The sequence below is a fragment of the Achromobacter sp. UMC71 genome (assembly GCF_014170305.1).
In the GTDB taxonomy this organism is placed as follows: Bacteria; Pseudomonadota; Gammaproteobacteria; order Burkholderiales; family Burkholderiaceae_B; genus Achromobacter.
Genome location: NZ_LZZT01000018.1, coordinates 86,361 through 100,868 on the forward strand (window position 1 = coordinate 86,361; position 14,508 = coordinate 100,868).

Annotated in this window: 10 protein-coding genes and 1 other RNA gene; 1 reads left to right on the forward strand and 10 read right to left on the reverse strand. The window is 65.8% G+C overall.

Translation table 11 applies throughout. The features are described 5' to 3' along the window. Positions 1–2 precede the first annotated feature (2 nt). From A9974_RS09615 to wecB, 5 genes are read right to left on the reverse strand one after another with little or no spacing between them, the layout of a single operon-like run. Positions 3–1,004, reverse strand: coding sequence for a twin-arginine translocation pathway signal (locus tag A9974_RS09615; protein ID WP_183003874.1), 1,002 nt, complete (start codon positions 1,002–1,004; stop codon positions 3–5). 33 nt (positions 1,005–1,037) lie between these two features. Further along, a complete protein-coding gene (locus A9974_RS09620) occupies positions 1,038–3,779 on the reverse strand; it encodes a hypothetical protein (RefSeq protein WP_183003875.1) in 2,742 nt (913 codons plus the stop codon). Further along, on the reverse strand, positions 3,776–5,503 hold the full coding sequence (locus tag A9974_RS09625; protein WP_255468112.1) for a glycosyl transferase family protein: 1,728 nt from the start codon (positions 5,501–5,503) through the stop codon (positions 3,776–3,778). The genes A9974_RS09620 and A9974_RS09625 overlap by 4 nt, the downstream gene beginning before the upstream one ends. 18 nt (positions 5,504–5,521) lie before the next feature. Next, positions 5,522–7,735: a cellulose biosynthesis cyclic di-GMP-binding regulatory protein BcsB gene (locus tag A9974_RS09630; RefSeq protein ID WP_183003876.1), complete on the reverse strand. Its 2,214-nt coding sequence runs from the start codon at positions 7,733–7,735 to the stop codon at positions 5,522–5,524. A gap of 35 nt (positions 7,736–7,770) precedes the next feature. Further along, positions 7,771–8,931 (reverse strand): non-hydrolyzing UDP-N-acetylglucosamine 2-epimerase, encoded by a 1,161-nt coding sequence (wecB, locus tag A9974_RS09635; RefSeq protein ID WP_183003877.1) that lies wholly within the window; start codon positions 8,929–8,931, stop codon positions 7,771–7,773. 450 nt (positions 8,932–9,381) lie between these two features. On the opposite strand from wecB, the gene A9974_RS09640 reads away from it, so the two are divergent. Beyond that, positions 9,382–10,275 carry a cation diffusion facilitator family transporter gene (locus A9974_RS09640; RefSeq protein WP_183003878.1) on the forward strand — a complete coding sequence of 298 codons (894 nt, stop codon included), beginning with the start codon at positions 9,382–9,384 and terminating at the stop codon, positions 10,273–10,275. A gap of 61 nt (positions 10,276–10,336) precedes the next feature. Here A9974_RS09640 and ssrA read toward each other — a convergent pair. From ssrA to ompA, 5 genes are all read right to left on the reverse strand, one after another. After that, positions 10,337–10,726: a transfer-messenger RNA gene (gene ssrA, locus A9974_RS09645) on the reverse strand. An 83-nt stretch (positions 10,727–10,809) separates the two neighbouring features. Beyond that, positions 10,810–11,988: an MFS transporter gene (locus A9974_RS09650; protein WP_183003879.1), complete on the reverse strand. Its 1,179-nt coding sequence runs from the start codon at positions 11,986–11,988 to the stop codon at positions 10,810–10,812. Positions 11,989–12,324: 336 nt separating this feature from the next. After that, positions 12,325–12,999 (reverse strand): HAD-IA family hydrolase, encoded by a 675-nt coding sequence (locus A9974_RS09655; RefSeq protein ID WP_183003880.1) that lies wholly within the window; start codon positions 12,997–12,999, stop codon positions 12,325–12,327. Further along, complete coding sequence (ubiG, locus tag A9974_RS09660; RefSeq protein ID WP_183003881.1) at positions 12,996–13,724, reverse strand: bifunctional 2-polyprenyl-6-hydroxyphenol methylase/3-demethylubiquinol 3-O-methyltransferase UbiG; 729 nt, start codon at positions 13,722–13,724, stop codon at positions 12,996–12,998. Before ubiG ends, A9974_RS09655 begins: the two co-directional genes overlap by 4 nt. A 152-nt stretch (positions 13,725–13,876) precedes the next feature. Further along, complete coding sequence (ompA, locus tag A9974_RS09665) at positions 13,877–14,470, reverse strand: outer membrane protein OmpA (RefSeq protein WP_183003882.1); 594 nt, start codon at positions 14,468–14,470, stop codon at positions 13,877–13,879. Between the last annotated feature and the right edge of the window lie 38 nt (positions 14,471–14,508).

Here is a 14,508-nt window from a genome sequence, read left to right on the forward strand (position 1 = left end):
TGTTATTGCCCCACCGCCGCTTTCATGCGGCTGCGCCAGCTGTCGGCGGTCATGATGGAGGCGTTGTCCCACAGCCCCTTGGCGTCCGGGCCTTGCGCGAAGGTGGGTTCGAACATCTGCCACACCAGCACTTGCGGCTTGTTCTGCTTGAAGGCGGGCGATTCCAGGTATTCCAGCAGCATGATCCATTGGCCGACGTTGCCCGGCTTCCAGTTCACGGAAACGGGGCGGTCCAGCACATTGGACAGCTTTTGCGGAAAGCCGAAGTATGGCTGCACCATGCTGTGGCCCGTCACGTGCACCGGCGCCGGCGCGTCGTCGATCAGGCTCTGGTTGTCGGCCTGGCGGCGCACGGTAAAGGTCTCGCGCCCGGCTTGCTTGCGTTGGTCGGGAGTCAGGAACAGTTCGGCCAGGTCGCCGTAGCGGCGTTCGTTGACCACGCTGCCCAGCGGCATGCCCGTGCCCGATTTGCCGGCCAGCGTCTTCACGTCCTGCTTGATGCGCTGGGCCAGCGCTTCGGCGGTGGCGTCGGCGGCGGCCTGGGTCCAGTGCTGATCGGTGCGGTAGAACACGTCCTGGCCGGCGTCCTTGAGGCGGCGCAGTACCGCCTCGTCGTCGATGGTCGCGATGCCAGCGGCCTTGAGCTTGTCCTGGATGGTCTGGTAGCGCTTCTTCACTTCGGCGCTCAATGCCGTGCCGTCGGGCAGTTTGTCCTGGTAAAACAGGGTCTTGTCAGGCAGGACCAGTACTTCCAGCTGAACGCCCTTGGCGGCCAGCGCATCGCGGGTTTCGCGCACCAACTGGGCCGAGGCGTCGATGCCGCGGGTATCCACCTGGGTCAGGCTGCCCCAGCCGGGAAACAGCCAGTTGTCCTTGCCCTGGATGACGATGGACGAGGCTTGCTGCGCCTGGACGCCGGCGGCGGCCAGCGCCAGCAGCGCGCCGCACAGCGTCGAGGCGAACCGGCGCGGGGGGCGCGGCGAAGGGAAAATAGCGGTGCTCATGCTTGGCGGACTCCTTGTTTGGGGGTGGCGTGCCTAGTAGGAGAGGGTCAGGTTGATGAACAAGCCCTTGGCCCGATCGGCTTGGCCGCCGCCGATATTGAATCGATATTGGGTGGTCAGGTCCAGGTACGAACGCGGCGCGTTGTAGTGGTCTTCGCGGAACCAGTAACGGATATTGAAGCCGGGGCCGGCGCCCATGGACCACGACGAGCCGTCGCCCAGCTGGTTGTACGAATCGGTGCCGTCGATATCCAGGCCGCTCAGGCGGTTCTTGTTCCAGAGCCAGTCGACGCCCACTACTGCGTAGGGGAAAAACACCAGGCGCTCGCTGATCGGATCGACCCGGTAGCTGCGGCCCACGCGCAATTCACCGGCGCCGAAGGCCTGGTCGCGCTTGAGCTTGCCCGAAGTCTGGTCGGTGTCGGCGCCGGTGCTGTTGTTGCGTTTCCAGAGGCGGGCCGACATGTCCTGCCACGAATAGCCGGCCTGCACATAGCCTTCCATCGTGAACCAGCTGGGCCGGTCGATGCGCAGCGTCGTGCCTTCGTACATGCCGTAGGTCACATAGGCCAGCCAGCCGCCGCTGCCGGCGTCCGTCTTGTAGTGGGCCGTCTGGTTGCTGCGGTTCAGGCTGCAACGCAGGTCGTCGGGCTTGGGGCTGAAGGTGCCCTTGCGCGTCGCCGTGCCCAGGTTGAACTGGCGCTCCAGGCCGAAAGTCAGCCCCACTTCGGTGGACGGCGTGAAGCGCATGCCCAGCGAGCCGACCGTGGTGGGGATGCCGGAAATGCCCTGGTTGCGGGTCTCATCCACATTGATCGAGCCGCCGGTGCAAGGGTCCGAGACGGTCTGGCTGGCGGTCTTGCCGCCCTTGTTGTAGAGCGTATTGGACAGGCGCCCGTACAGCTCGAAGGTCTGCGTCGATGAATTCAGGAAGTCCGAAGGCCGCCAGAAGATTTCCGCGGTACTGAAGACAGCGTCGCCCGGCACGGTAATGGCCGCGCCGCCCAGCCCGGACGACGCAGGCCGCGCGCCGCGATAGCCGGCGGACACGTAGCCGCCCCATTCGCGCGACAGCCCGGCGATGCCGCTGCGAGTGTCGAAGCGCTGCTGCGGGGTGAGTTCAAGCCGGCCGGCGTCGGCCTCGTCGATGGCTTGCTTGAGCTTGTCCACCGCGCCGCGCTTGTCGCCCACGCCGGACAGCGCGTAGCCTTCGTCCAGAATGACCGTGGGCGGGGCCTTTCCGGTGGCGCGGGCGGCCTGGAAGTCCTGCAGCGCCAGCTTGGGTTTGCCCATGCGCTGATGCAGGTAGCCGCGCTGCATCAGCAGTGCGGGGTCGTCGGGCTGCGCGGCCAGCGCTTCGCTCATGCGCTTGTCGGCCTCGGCCAGTTGCGCGGCGTTGCCGGCGGCCAGCGTGGTGGTCAAGAGGCGTTGCAATTCCTTGTTGGCGGGATCCTGCTCTGCCGCCTTGCGTGCCTGTGTGATGGCTTCCTGGTAGTCCTCGCGCGCATAGGCCGCGTAAGCCAGCGACGCCGGGCCGCCGCTGCCCGCGGCGTCGGACGGCAGCAGCTCGCAGGAGGTGCCGTAGGGCGTGTCGCGGCAATCCTGTACCGGGGCGGGATAGTTGGCCAGCGTCAGCGTGGCCGGCACCGCCGGGGCCGAGCGGGCCCGCTTGATGCGGGCGGCTGCGGCTTCGTCCTTGGCGTCCAAGGGCTGCAGCAAGGTCAACGCGCGGGCGGTCTCGCCGCCGGCCAGGGACGCGTCGGCGGCGATCAGGCGCACGTTGCGGCGCTGGTCTTCGTCCAGCCAATCCTGCTTGAGCGCGGCGTCGAAGTCGGCGTTGGCCAGGTCCGTCTTGCCCTGGCGCTGGCGCAAGTAGGCGCGCATCACCAGGGCGACCGTGTTCTCGTCATCCTGCTTCAGGGCGTCGGTTGCCGCGTCCTCGGCGGCGGCCAGCTGGTTGTCCAGCATCAGCGCGGTCATCAGCAGCAGGCGATGGCTGGCGGTATCCGGCGCCAGTGCCACGGCCTCGCGCGCCAGCGGCACGGCATCGCCTGGCCGGTTGGCGATCAGCGCCTGGTAGCCCTGTTCGGCCGGCTTGATCGCCAGCCGCCGCTTCATGGTGGTGCGGCGCGCGGTCAGGTCGTTTTTGTTGGGCGCGCCCAGCGCGATCGCCTTGTCGGCGGCGGCTTCGGCCTCGGCGTACTTGCCCTGGGCCTCCAGCGCGTCCAGCCACAGCATGGCCCACGCGCCTTGCTTGGGATCGATGCGGAAGGCCTGCTCGGCGCCACGCTGCGCGGCCGGAAAGTCGCCGCGGTTGTAATCGGCGTAGGCGCGGGTGGCGATGGGAAAGCCGCGGCGGTAGGCCGCCGTGGTGGCGGGTGCGCTGGCAGCGGCCTTGCCTGCCGGTTGCGCGGCGCGGGGCCGCAGGTTGGCGCGGGCCTGGCGCAGCCCGGGGGTATCCAGCCCGCTCTTGATCGCGTCCGCCGCGGCCTTGTCGGCCTCTTGCAGCTTGCCCTGCTTTTGCAGCGAATAGATCAAAAGAAGGCGCAGCCGCTCGACGTCGGGCCGCAGCGCGATGGCCGACTCGGCCTGCTGCTGGGCCAGCGCATAGTTGCCGGCGTCATAGCTCTTGTAGCCTTCGTCGGCGAACTGGTAGGCCGCGCCTTCCAGCGGCGCCTCGGCGGCGCGCGGCGCCGACTGGGCCGAGGCGGGGCCGGCGTTCCCGGCACAAGCCAGCGCGGCGGACAGCAAAAACGAACGGGTCAGTGGCTTCATGGGGTCGCGGGTTTGTCGTCGGGGTGCGCCACCGCGGCAACGGCCGCCGCGGCATCGGCCGCCGCGGCATCCTTCTGGCCGCCTTGCTGGAAGTGGATGGCTTCTTTCAGCGTGCCCTCGTCCAGCCAACCCTGTTCCATCAGGATCTCGCCCAGCGGTTTCTTGTCGCGCGACTGGATTTCCAGCGCGCGCGCCAGTTTATCCTCGTCGATCGCCTGCCAGGACAACAACAGCTCGCCCAGGCGCTGGCGCTGCTGGGCCAACTGGTCGGTGGACGGGAAGTCGTGCATGGTCTTGTCCCAGGCCAGGCGCTTGCCGGTGATCAGGTGGCCGATGAACAGCTTCCAGGCGCGGGCCGCCGCCATGGCGTTGATGAAGTTGCCCACGATCATGCGCGGGATCGACAGGATCGCGTGCTCCCAGCCATACATGCGGCCGACGAAATAGGCTCGCTGCACCACCCGCAGCAGCAGCGCCACGGCGTTGATCCACATCAGCGTCACCAGCCAGCCGCCCGGCTTGAAGTAGGACGGGTAATACACCTTCCACCAGCCGAACAGGTCCGCCAGGTAGAAGAGGAAGAAGTTAGCCAGCAGCACGTACGCCAGGATCGCGATGAACGACGTCACCAGGCCCTTGCGGTCGCGGAACAGCAGGTACTTGGTGGCCAGCGATCCGGTCCAGCCCACCTGCTGCCAGCCCTGCAAGCCGATCCCCAGCGTCCAGCGTGCCTTTTGCCGATAGGCGGTGCGGAAGGTGTTGGGGAAGTACTCGCGCACCCCCAGGGGCATGTGCACGCTCGAGATCTTCTCGCGGCCCAGACCGAACCATGAGCGCCGGCGGGTCACGTATTCGACGCCGAATTTGCCGAAAATCTGGCGCATGCCGCGCTGCGCCAGCCGCGCGCCGATGTCGTAGTCTTCAGTCAGCGTATCGGTATTGAACGGCTGGTTATTGGTTTCCGCCGCCAGTTCCACCAGGGCGCGGCGCGAAAAGCAGGTGCCCACGCCGGCCGACGGCACCATCTTGGACAGGCTCTCGCGCACCACCAGGTCCTTGGTGTGCCATTCCGCGAACTCGTCCATGTAGGTGCCTGCCACCAGTTCGTACCAGTGGCGCTCCAGCGAGGTCACAGGCAGCTGGATGAAGTCGATGCGCGGCAGCAGGTAGTTGTAGTACTTGAGCTCTAGCGGGTGCAGCACGTCTTCGCTATCGTGCAGGATGACGCCGGCGAACGGCACCGGCTGCTTGGCGTCCTGCGCGAAGATCGCCTGCACGATCCAGTTCAGACAGTCCGCCTTGCAGGTCGGCCCGTCGTGCGGCACCTCCACCCGGATCAATTGGCGGTAGCGCCGCCGCATCCGTTCGACTTCCTTGATCGTCCGCTCGTCGTTCTGATACGTGCCGGCGAAGATCATGTAGTTCTTGTATTCCAGCGTCGACACCATGGTCTCGAGCATCGACGCGATCACGTCGTACTCCAGCCATGCGGGCACCATGATCGCCAGGGGCTGCTCTTCTTTCTCGCGCAGTTGGGATGCCGCCAGCGGCGCATAGCGGCGCTTGATGGTGACCGACCGCCATGCCTCGCGCACCCAGAACCATGCGTCGATGAACAGGTCATCCAGGCTTGAAAGCAGGATGATCACGCCAACGATGGCGGTCACGATCTCCAGGCCGCGGTAGTAATCGGCGATGAGATAGGGCCAGTAAAGCGAAGACATGGGCGGGCGTGTCCTGGATTACTTGCTGTCCTTGTTCTTCCTGCGGCCGGCGCGCATGGCCAGGATCAGGATCAACAGCAGCACCAGCAGGCTGATGCTGATGGCCGGCACGCTCCAGGAGATATAACGGCGCCATTCAAAGAAGGCGCTTTCGCCGGCGCCGGGCGGGTGGCTGGCATCCGGGTTGGCGCTATCGATCCAGGCCACCGGGCCGGTTGCGCCGATGATCGCGACGTTGCCGCGGTTCAGCACGAAGGGTGCATCCAGCATGCCCGCGCGCTGGCCCAGGGTGTGCCACAGCACGCCGTCCTGGCCGCTGGCGCTGACGACCTCGGCCGTGCTCAGGTGATCCAGTCCGGAAATGTCCAGCCAGGTCGCGTTCCTGCCGTCCACGCGCAATTGCTTGCGGTCGTTGTTGCTGACCATGGGCTTGGCGCCGTCCACCGCCACTTCCATCGCCAGGAAGGGGCGGCCGGGCTTGACGGCCTGGCCGCCTGCCGCCACGGTCAGTTCGGCCCGCGAGGTGGAAATGCCGCTGGCCGAGGCGATGCCGATCAGGCGCTTCAGGTTGTCGGGAGCATCGGCCAGATAGGTATCGGGAATGATGACTTGCGGGGTGCCGGCAAGCAGCGGCAGCAGGCCGACGAACGTGCCGTCCGGCTCGGCCCGATCCGGCTTCACATAGCTGGTCGGCAGCACGTTCACCGGATAGCCCTGCGGGATCTCGTTGCAGTCGACCGACACGGGTTGGCGCTGGAAGGTCACGCGCACCGCGTTGGTGACGCCCAGCGCGTAGCCGGGCACACGCGCGGTCAGGCGTTCCGGCCGTCCGTTGGCGTCCAGCTGCTTGGCGGCCAGCAAGATGCCATTCCAGAACACCGATGCCACCGGCCGCGTCGACGAGGCGCCGGGCGCCGCGGACAGGTCCATGACCAGTTCACCGGGCATGCGGCCGTCGGACGACACCGCGGCCAGCGGGAAGGTCGTGGTCCAGTCGCCGCTGGCCACCACGTTGAAGCTGTTGGGCGAGCCGCCCAGTGCCGTCAGGCGCAGGCCGCCGTCCTTGAAGGTCTCGGGCGGCGTGGCGGTCTTGACCTGCACCTGGCGCGTCACCAGGATGCGGCGCCAGGCGGTGTCGAACGCGCCCGCGCCCTGGGCGCCGGCATCCGCCGCCACCGCGATCACGGCCTCCCGGCCCATCGCGGCCAGCCGGATTTCCTTGGATTGCAGGTCCGCGGCGGCCAGCGGCACGCGTTGGGTGCGCCAGGCCTTGAAGGCGTCGGTTGCGTCGGCGTCGGCTGCCAATTGCGATTGCAGGGCGTCCAGCGCCTCGTTCAGCTTGGCGCGCAGCGCGGCATCGGCGATGACGACATCGCCGGCGACGTCCTGCGCCCCCAAGACCAGCAACGCGCCGATCTCGGCGGTGTTGGCCACCTTGTGTTTTTCGTTGCCCGTCAGCGTGGCGAACGCCGGGATCTGCGCCAGTCCGGCCGGGACCTGCAGGCCGCGGGTATCGACCACGTCGCCCACGGACGGAAACGCCCGCACCGCCACGCGCTTGCCGGCGCGCTCCAACGCCACGCCGATGCGCCAGGCGCTGTCGAAGGCCTGCTGGTCCAGCTTGGCGCCGGCAACGATCAGGGTCGGCTTGCCGGGCAGGGTGCCCCAGGCGTCATCCAGATTGCCGATGGCCGAGGCGTCGTAGCGGTAGGTCAGGCGCGTTTGCGGTGAGATCGTCAGCGCGTTGGCCGTGGCGCGGTTGCTTTCACAGTGGCGCAGCGCGATCTCGGACTGCCAGTCCACGCCCACCCGCAGGAAGCCGCTTTCGCGGCGGCGCGGATCGACCGCGAAGCCGCGCGTCACCGTGCCGTCGCCGTCAGCGATGCGCTGGGCGTTCAGCGGCACGCCGTCAGCCCACAGCACCAGGCTGGTGCGGCCCGGCTCGCCCTTGGTGTACTTGGCGTCGAAATTCAGCGTCGCGTCGGCTATCGGCACACCGCGCGGCACCGGGACATAGAACTCCTGGCGCGCATCGCTGTTGCTCAGGACCACCGGCTCGCCGATACCCAGATCGGCCAGTGTGGTGTTGCGCGTCACCCAGTCGTCGCCCTGCAATTGACGCAGGGCGTCTCCGGCGGGGCTGGCCATCGCGCCCAGGGGCAGCAACAGGCCGGCGGCCATCAGCGCGCGGCAAAGCGTCAGGGCGGCGGGAAAGGGAGTGGACTTTGACATGGGGGCTCCAGGCGGGAGATACAGGGCTGAAGACATCAGGCCGGCGTACCGGCGTTGGACCCGTAGGGATCGAATTCAGCGACGGGACGGCCGCAAAGCGCATCGACGATGCGTTCGCTGGCCCGGCCGTCGCCATAGGGGTTGATGCGGCGTGAGAAAGACGCGTGCAGCGCGGGATCGTCCAGCAGCCGGGTGACCTCGGCGACGATGCGCCGCGTGTCGGTGCCCACCAGGGCCACCGTGCCTGCCTGCACGGCTTCGGGCCGTTCCGTGACTTCCCGCATCACCAGCACCGGCTTGCCCAGGTAGGGCGCTTCTTCCTGCACGCCGCCGGAATCGGTCAGGATGAGATAGGCGCGCTGCATGAACCAGACAAAGTCCAGATAATCCAGCGGGTCGATCAGGTGCACGTGGTCCAGGCCGGCCAGGTCCGTCATGACGACGTTGCGCACTTGCGGGTTCAGATGCACCGGGTAGACGATCTGCAGGTCTTCACGGCGCGCCAGTTCGGCCAGCGCGGCGCAGATGTTCTTGAAGCCATCGCCGAAGCTCTCGCGCCGGTGGCCGGTGACCAGCATCAGGCGGCGCTTGGGATCGAGCCAGTGGTAACGCGCTTGCAGTCCGCGCGCCAGTTCGCCGTCGGGGGCGAGCTTGTCACAGGTCATGGCCAGCGCGTCGATGACGGTATTGCCAGTCACGGTGATGCGGCCGGCCAGATGCTCGCGCAGCAGGTTGCCACGCGATTCGGCGGTCGGCGCGAACAGCCAGTCGCCAATCGCGTCGACCACGCGGCGGTTCATTTCTTCGGGGAAGGGCATGGCCAGGTTGCCGGTGCGCAGTCCGGCTTCGACGTGGCCGATACGGATCCGGCGATGGAACGCGGCCAGCGCGCAGGCCGACGCAGTGCTCGTGTCGCCGTGCACCAGCACGTAGTCAGGCTGTTCTTTCTCCAGCACCTCGTCGACACGGCTGATCAAGCGCGCATACAGGCCGTTCAAGGTCTGGTTGGGCACCATGATGTCCAGGTCGTGCTGTGCGTGCAGGTCGAACAGCGCCAGTACCTGGTCCAGCATCTGACGATGCTGACCGGTCACGCAGACCACGCTGTCGATCAGCGGCTCGTTTTGCAGCGCGGCCACCAGCGGCGCCATCTTGATGGCTTCAGGACGCGTTCCGAATATGGAAAGTATCTTCATCGCATTTGAGCCGTCCCGGCCGGTGGCATTTTCTTGCGTTTATTATGTCTTGAAAGCATTAGTAATATGTGACGGAGTATTTCCCGACATTCCGAATGGCTGGCAACAGTTGGCTAACTTGTTAGGGAACGGGTCAAAGGGCTTGTCTCCAGAGGGGCATTAAATGGGGCCGTATGGCATTCGGACAGTTCGCGCCGTCGTATCGCGGTGTTTCCAAATTTGTTTCTTTTGGTTGCAAAGCCTCGCTGCCATCTCCGCCAAAGATAATGGCGAGAAATAATCGACGATCGTTTTCGGTAGCGGCGATTTGTTTTGAATGGTGGCCGAATTCCCGATTGTGATCGGCATGAGGCACCCGGGAGCAACAAGCTTGACTCTGTAGCTGCTTCAGGCTTTTTGATGCGGTCAGGGCGTCGCGGCCGCGCCGCCCACATGTCAGTAAGGACAAGCATGAGCGATAGTCACCAACACGGCGAAATGCGCGCCTTGCCCGAATCCCGCCTATGGATCGCGTTCGGGTTGACCAGCACCTTCATGATCGTGGAAGTCACCGGCGGCCTCTGGACGGGCAGCCTGGCGCTCATCTCCGACGCCATGCACATGATGACCGATGCCATTGCCTTGTTGCTGGCGCTGATCGCGATCCGTGCGGGCCGCAAGGCGGCGGACCTGATGCGCACCTACGGCTACGCGCGCTTCGAGATCCTGGCTGCCGCCGTCAACGCGCTGGTGCTGCTGGGCGTGGCTTTCTACATCCTCTACGAGGCCTATCGCCGGTTGGACGCGCCGCCCGATATCCAGTCCGGCGGCATGCTGGTTGTAGCGATCGCCGGCCTGGTGATCAACTTGGTGTCGATGCGCCTGTTGGCCAGCGCCAAGGACGAAAGCCTGAATGTGAAAGGGGCCTATCTCGAAGTCTGGGCCGACATGCTGGGCTCGGTCGCCGTCATTGCCGGCGCGATCATCATCTGGCTGACGGGCTGGCAATGGGTCGATTCCGCCCTGGCCGTGGCCATCGGCTTCATGGTTTTCCCGCGCACATGGGTGCTGTTGCGGGAATGCATCAACCTGCTCCTGGAAGGGGTGCCGCCCGGCATGAGCCTGACCGCCGTGCGCGACACGATTGCAAGCACCTCGGGCGTGGCCAGCGTGCACGACATCCATCTGTGGGCCATCACCCAAAAGCAGCCCCTCCTGACCGGCCACGTGGTCCTGGCAGCCGGCGCCGACGGTGAAAGCGTCAGGCTGGACATCGAACGCCGCCTGCAGGAAGGCTTCGACCTGCATCACACGACGCTGCAGCTGGAACGCACGGACCGCTCCGGCGAAGAGCATATCCACTGAGCATCGCGCAAAAAAATGGCCAACCGGTAAAGGTTGGCCATTTTGGCGACATCGCAGTATTTGGTGGAGCCGGGGGGAATTGAACCCCCGTCCGCAAGCCCTCTGCAATCAGTTCTACATGCGTAGTCGATTTATTTAGTTTTAACCTTGGACTTAGCCAACCGACAGGCCGGACCAAAGCGATTCACGTAATTTAAATCTGAGCCGTGTGACCCCAGCGCAGACCGATTCCTTGTGAATGTCGCTGCTGTGGTTCGAGGGTTACCCCCCTAGGAAGTTGCCTTCCTCCACCTGACCCAAGGACAGATCAGTGCAGCGGCTCACCGCTTAAGCGGCGAGAGCGAAACGCTCGTCGTTGGCGTTTGTAGTGTTTCCAGTGGTTTAACGAGCGAACTGGTGCTCGGCATGCCCTGAGTTGTTTCGCGACCCACGTCGAATCCGGATCGGCCCCAAGAAGTCTATTGTACTGGTAATTGCAATAGCCTGCTGCCTATCCGCGCCCCGTCTTGCTTGCCGGGGCGCGCCAGGCCGGAATCAGGTGACGTTGGCGCAGGCCGGCTTGCTGGCGGCGCGTGGACGCGAGGCCGCCATCAGCAGGAACGCCAGGGCCACGGACAGCGCCACGATGGCCGCGGCCGCCCAGCCCAGCGAAGCCAGGCCGTAGTGGTCGATCACGTTGCCGCCGACGACGGCGCCCAGGCCGATGCCGATGTTGGCGCCCGAGATGTTCAGCGACGCGGCAAAGGCGGGCGCCTCGGGCGCCGACTTCATCAGGCGCACGTGGCAGACGATGAACAGCGCGGCCTGGGCGACGCCCCAGATCGTCAATGCCACGGCCAGCAAGCCATGCGACTGCATGACCGGGCCAACGAAAGCCAGGCCGGCGGCCATCAGCGCCGAGAACAGCGCCGTCGCGCCCAGGGGGCTGCGGTCCACCATGCGGCCGCCCAGCGTGTTGCCAATCAGGCCCACCGCGCCGAAGGCCATCATGGTCCAGCCGACGATCTGGCCGTTGAAGCCGGCCAGGCGTTCCAGCATGTCCGCCAGGTAGGTGTAGGCGGTGAACATGCCGGTGAATACCAGCAGCGACAGCACGACATGGCCGACGACGATCGGGTTGCGCAGGATGCGCAATTGCGTCACCAGCTTGACGCTCTCGGCGCGGATGCGGGTGCTGGGGAAGGCCAGCAACAGGAGCAGCGCCTTGGCGAACGCCACGCCCGACAACACCCAGAACGCCGCGCGCCAGCCGAAAGCGTCCGAGATCAGCACGCCGATGGGGATGCCGAATACCGTGGCGGCCACGATGCCGAAGGCCACCATCGAAATGGCCCGGCCGGCGCGGGCCGGGCCCACCAGTTCCACCGCGGTGGCGCTGGCCAGAGACCAGAACACCGGCAGGGCCAGGGCGGGCACGAAGCGGGCGATCGCCATGACCCAGATATTGGGCGCCAGCGCGGCCAGGGCATTGGACAGGCCGAACAGCACCAGCACGCTGATGAACAGGCGTTTGCGTTCGATGTTGGCCATCAACGCCGTCAACAGGGGGCCGGTGGCCGCCACCGTGAAGGCGAACAACGACACCAGCAGGCCGGCCTGGGACACGGTGACGTTCAGGTCGCGGGCCAGGCTGGGCAGCAGGCCGACGATCAGGAATTCCGTGGTCAGGATGGTGAAACCGGCGGCTGAAAGTAGCAGGATGGGCAAAAGCATAGGCAATTCCTAGTGCGCGCGATGCCGTCGGCAACGCGCGGATAGTGCGGAGTGGGCGTTCTAAAAGGTCTGGGTTGCGCACCGCAGGCAGGTCGGTGTGCAAGTGCCCGAGGGCTGCGAGCCGTCGGTGCGTAGAGCGGAATCGCTGCGCGGGCGTTGCCGCGCGGCGCCGGCGTTTGCCGGGAAAGGCAATCGGGAAGCGCCCGGATTGCCTTGCATGGAAGCTACTTTAATTCAACAGCAGGCCCGGATAAAGCCACGGCATCGGGATAAATTGTTCGCTCAGATCAACTAATGTGACCGAACGATTGTCACGCGCCGTGGCGCAATCCCAGGTCAGCGCAGATCGCGGGGCAGCAGCGGCTGAATCGCCGCCCACAGATCGGCCGGCGTATTGGCGCAGGCGTCGGCGTCCCAGGTGCCGAGGTTGTCTTCCTCGCCCACGTAGCCGTAGGCGGCTGCGACCGCCGGCATGCCGGCGGCGTGTGCAGCCTGGATGTCGCGCAGGTCGTCGCCGACGTAGACGCAGCGGTCGACGGCAAAACCGGCTTCACGCGCGGCGTGCTGCAACGGCAGCGGGTGCGGCTTGGCGTGGGCGGTGGTGTCGCCGCAGACCAGCACGGCGCTGTCGCGCGTCAGGTCCAGGAACTCGACGATCGGCAGCGTCAGGTACGTGACCTTGTTGGTCACGATGCCCCACGACAGGCCGCGTTGGCGGATATCGGCCAGCAGCGCTTCGATGCCGGGGAACAGCTTGCTGTGGACCGTGGAGCTGGCCGCGTAATCTTCCAGGAACTGCAGGCGGGTCGGCTCGTAGTCGGTGTCGCCCGGCTTCAGGCCAAGGGCCACGCGCAACAGGCCGCGCGCGCCTTGCGAAGCGACCGGACGCAGGGTTTCGTAGGGCAGGGGATCGAGCCCGCGACGGGTGCGCTGCCGGTTGGCGGCAGCGGCCAGGTCGGGGGCGGTGTCGGCCAGCGTGCCGTCGAAATCAAACAGGATCAGGGCGCTCATTTACGGGTAGCCATCAGGTAGTTGACCGAGGTGTCGGCCGTCAGCGAGTAGATCTGGGTGATCGGGTTGTATTCCATGCCGCGCATGCCGACCGGCTCCAGGCCTGCGCCGCGGGCCGCCGCAGCTAATTCGCTGGGCTTGATGAACATGTCGTAGCTATGGGTGCCGCGCGGCAGCAGGCGCAGCATGTATTCGGCGCCTACGATGGCGAACAGGAATGCCTTGGCATTGCGGTTGAGGGTGGAAAAGAACACCCAGCCGCCCGGTTTGGTCAGTGCCGAGCAGGCGCGCACGATGGACGCCGGATCCGGCACGTGTTCCAGCATTTCCATGCAGGTCACCACGTCGTATTGGCCAGGCTGTTCGGCGGCCAGCTGTTCCACCGGAACCTTGCGGTAGTCGACCTTCACGCCCGATTCCAGGCCATGCAGCCGGGCCACCTTCAGCGACTTGTCGGCCAGATCGATGCCGGTAACATCCGCGCCCGCGCGGGCCATGGATTCAGACAGGATGCCGCCGCCGCAGCCGACGTCCAGCACCTTCTTGCCGCTGAGATTGCCCGCGGACTCCTGGATCCATTCCAGGCGCAGCGGGTTGATGGCGTGCAGGGGCTTGAACTCGCTTTCGGGGTCCCACCAGCGGCTGGCCAGGGCGCCGAACTTATCCAGTTCGGCCTGATCGGCGTTGATGGTGGCTTGGGCGGTATCGGAGGTATGGATGGTCATGGGCGGTCCAGCATAAGGCGGCTCTCTATATATAGAGGGGCTGCGGCGCCTGGGGTGCGGCAGCGGCCGGGACGTTTGCACCGTATTGGTGCAAGCCGGGCGAAAAAAAGGGCCTCGCTATGCGAGGCCCCTTATTGTAGCTAGTCCGGCAATTACTTGCGGCTACCCACGATTTCGATTTCAACGCGACGGTTCTGGGCGCGGCCTTCCTTCGTCTTGTTGGAAGCGATCGGGTTCTTCTTACCCTTGCCTTCCGTATAGATACGGTTGGGATCGATGCCCTTGCTGACCAGGTAAGCCTTGACCGAAGCGGCGCGGCGCTCGGACAGCTTCTGGTTGTAGGCGTCCGTACCGATCGAGTCGGTGTGGCCCACAGCAATGATGGTTTCGAGGTCGATGCCACGAGCTTGCTGGGCGACTTGGTCCAGCAGCTGACGGCCTTCCGGCTTCAGCGTCGACTTGTCGAAGTCGAAGAACGTGTCAGCGTTGAAGACGACCTTGGCCGCCATCGGGGCCGGCTTCGCCTTCGCTTGTGCAACCGGAACGCCGTCGCAGCCGGGGATGCCGGTGGCCGGGGTCCAGAACGCATCGCGCCAGCACAGTTCGTTCGTACCGTTCTTCCAAACGTTACCGAACGGATTGCGCCAGTTGTCCACCGTCTGCGGATAGGACTGGGCCGAGGCTACACCCGAGGCCGTGACGGCAGCGAAGGCGAGCGCCAGAGCGAATTTGGAGGGTTTGTTCATGTTTCTCCTCGTTGAGCTTGAAGCTGGATAAGTGACTC

Excerpts from the sequence above, each read along its gene's own strand:
- ubiG (WP_183003881.1), bottom strand. The coding sequence starts at position 13,724 with ATGACCATCCATACCTCCGATACCGCCCAAGCCACCATCAACGCCGAT.
- wecB (WP_183003877.1), bottom strand. The coding sequence starts at position 8,931 with ATGAAGATACTTTCCATATTCGGAACGCGTCCTGAAGCCATCAAGATG.
- A9974_RS09630 (WP_183003876.1), bottom strand. The coding sequence starts at position 7,735 with ATGTCAAAGTCCACTCCCTTTCCCGCCGCCCTGACGCTTTGCCGCGCG.
- A9974_RS09640 (WP_183003878.1), top strand. The coding sequence starts at position 9,382 with ATGAGCGATAGTCACCAACACGGCGAAATGCGCGCCTTGCCCGAATCC.
- A9974_RS09615 (WP_183003874.1), bottom strand. The coding sequence starts at position 1,004 with ATGAGCACCGCTATTTTCCCTTCGCCGCGCCCCCCGCGCCGGTTCGCC.
- A9974_RS09650 (WP_183003879.1), bottom strand. The coding sequence starts at position 11,988 with ATGCTTTTGCCCATCCTGCTACTTTCAGCCGCCGGTTTCACCATCCTG.
- A9974_RS09625 (WP_255468112.1), bottom strand. The coding sequence starts at position 5,503 with ATGTCTTCGCTTTACTGGCCCTATCTCATCGCCGATTACTACCGCGGC.
- ompA (WP_183003882.1), bottom strand. The coding sequence starts at position 14,470 with ATGAACAAACCCTCCAAATTCGCTCTGGCGCTCGCCTTCGCTGCCGTC.
- A9974_RS09620 (WP_183003875.1), bottom strand. The coding sequence starts at position 3,779 with ATGAAGCCACTGACCCGTTCGTTTTTGCTGTCCGCCGCGCTGGCTTGT.
- A9974_RS09655 (WP_183003880.1), bottom strand. The coding sequence starts at position 12,999 with ATGAGCGCCCTGATCCTGTTTGATTTCGACGGCACGCTGGCCGACACC.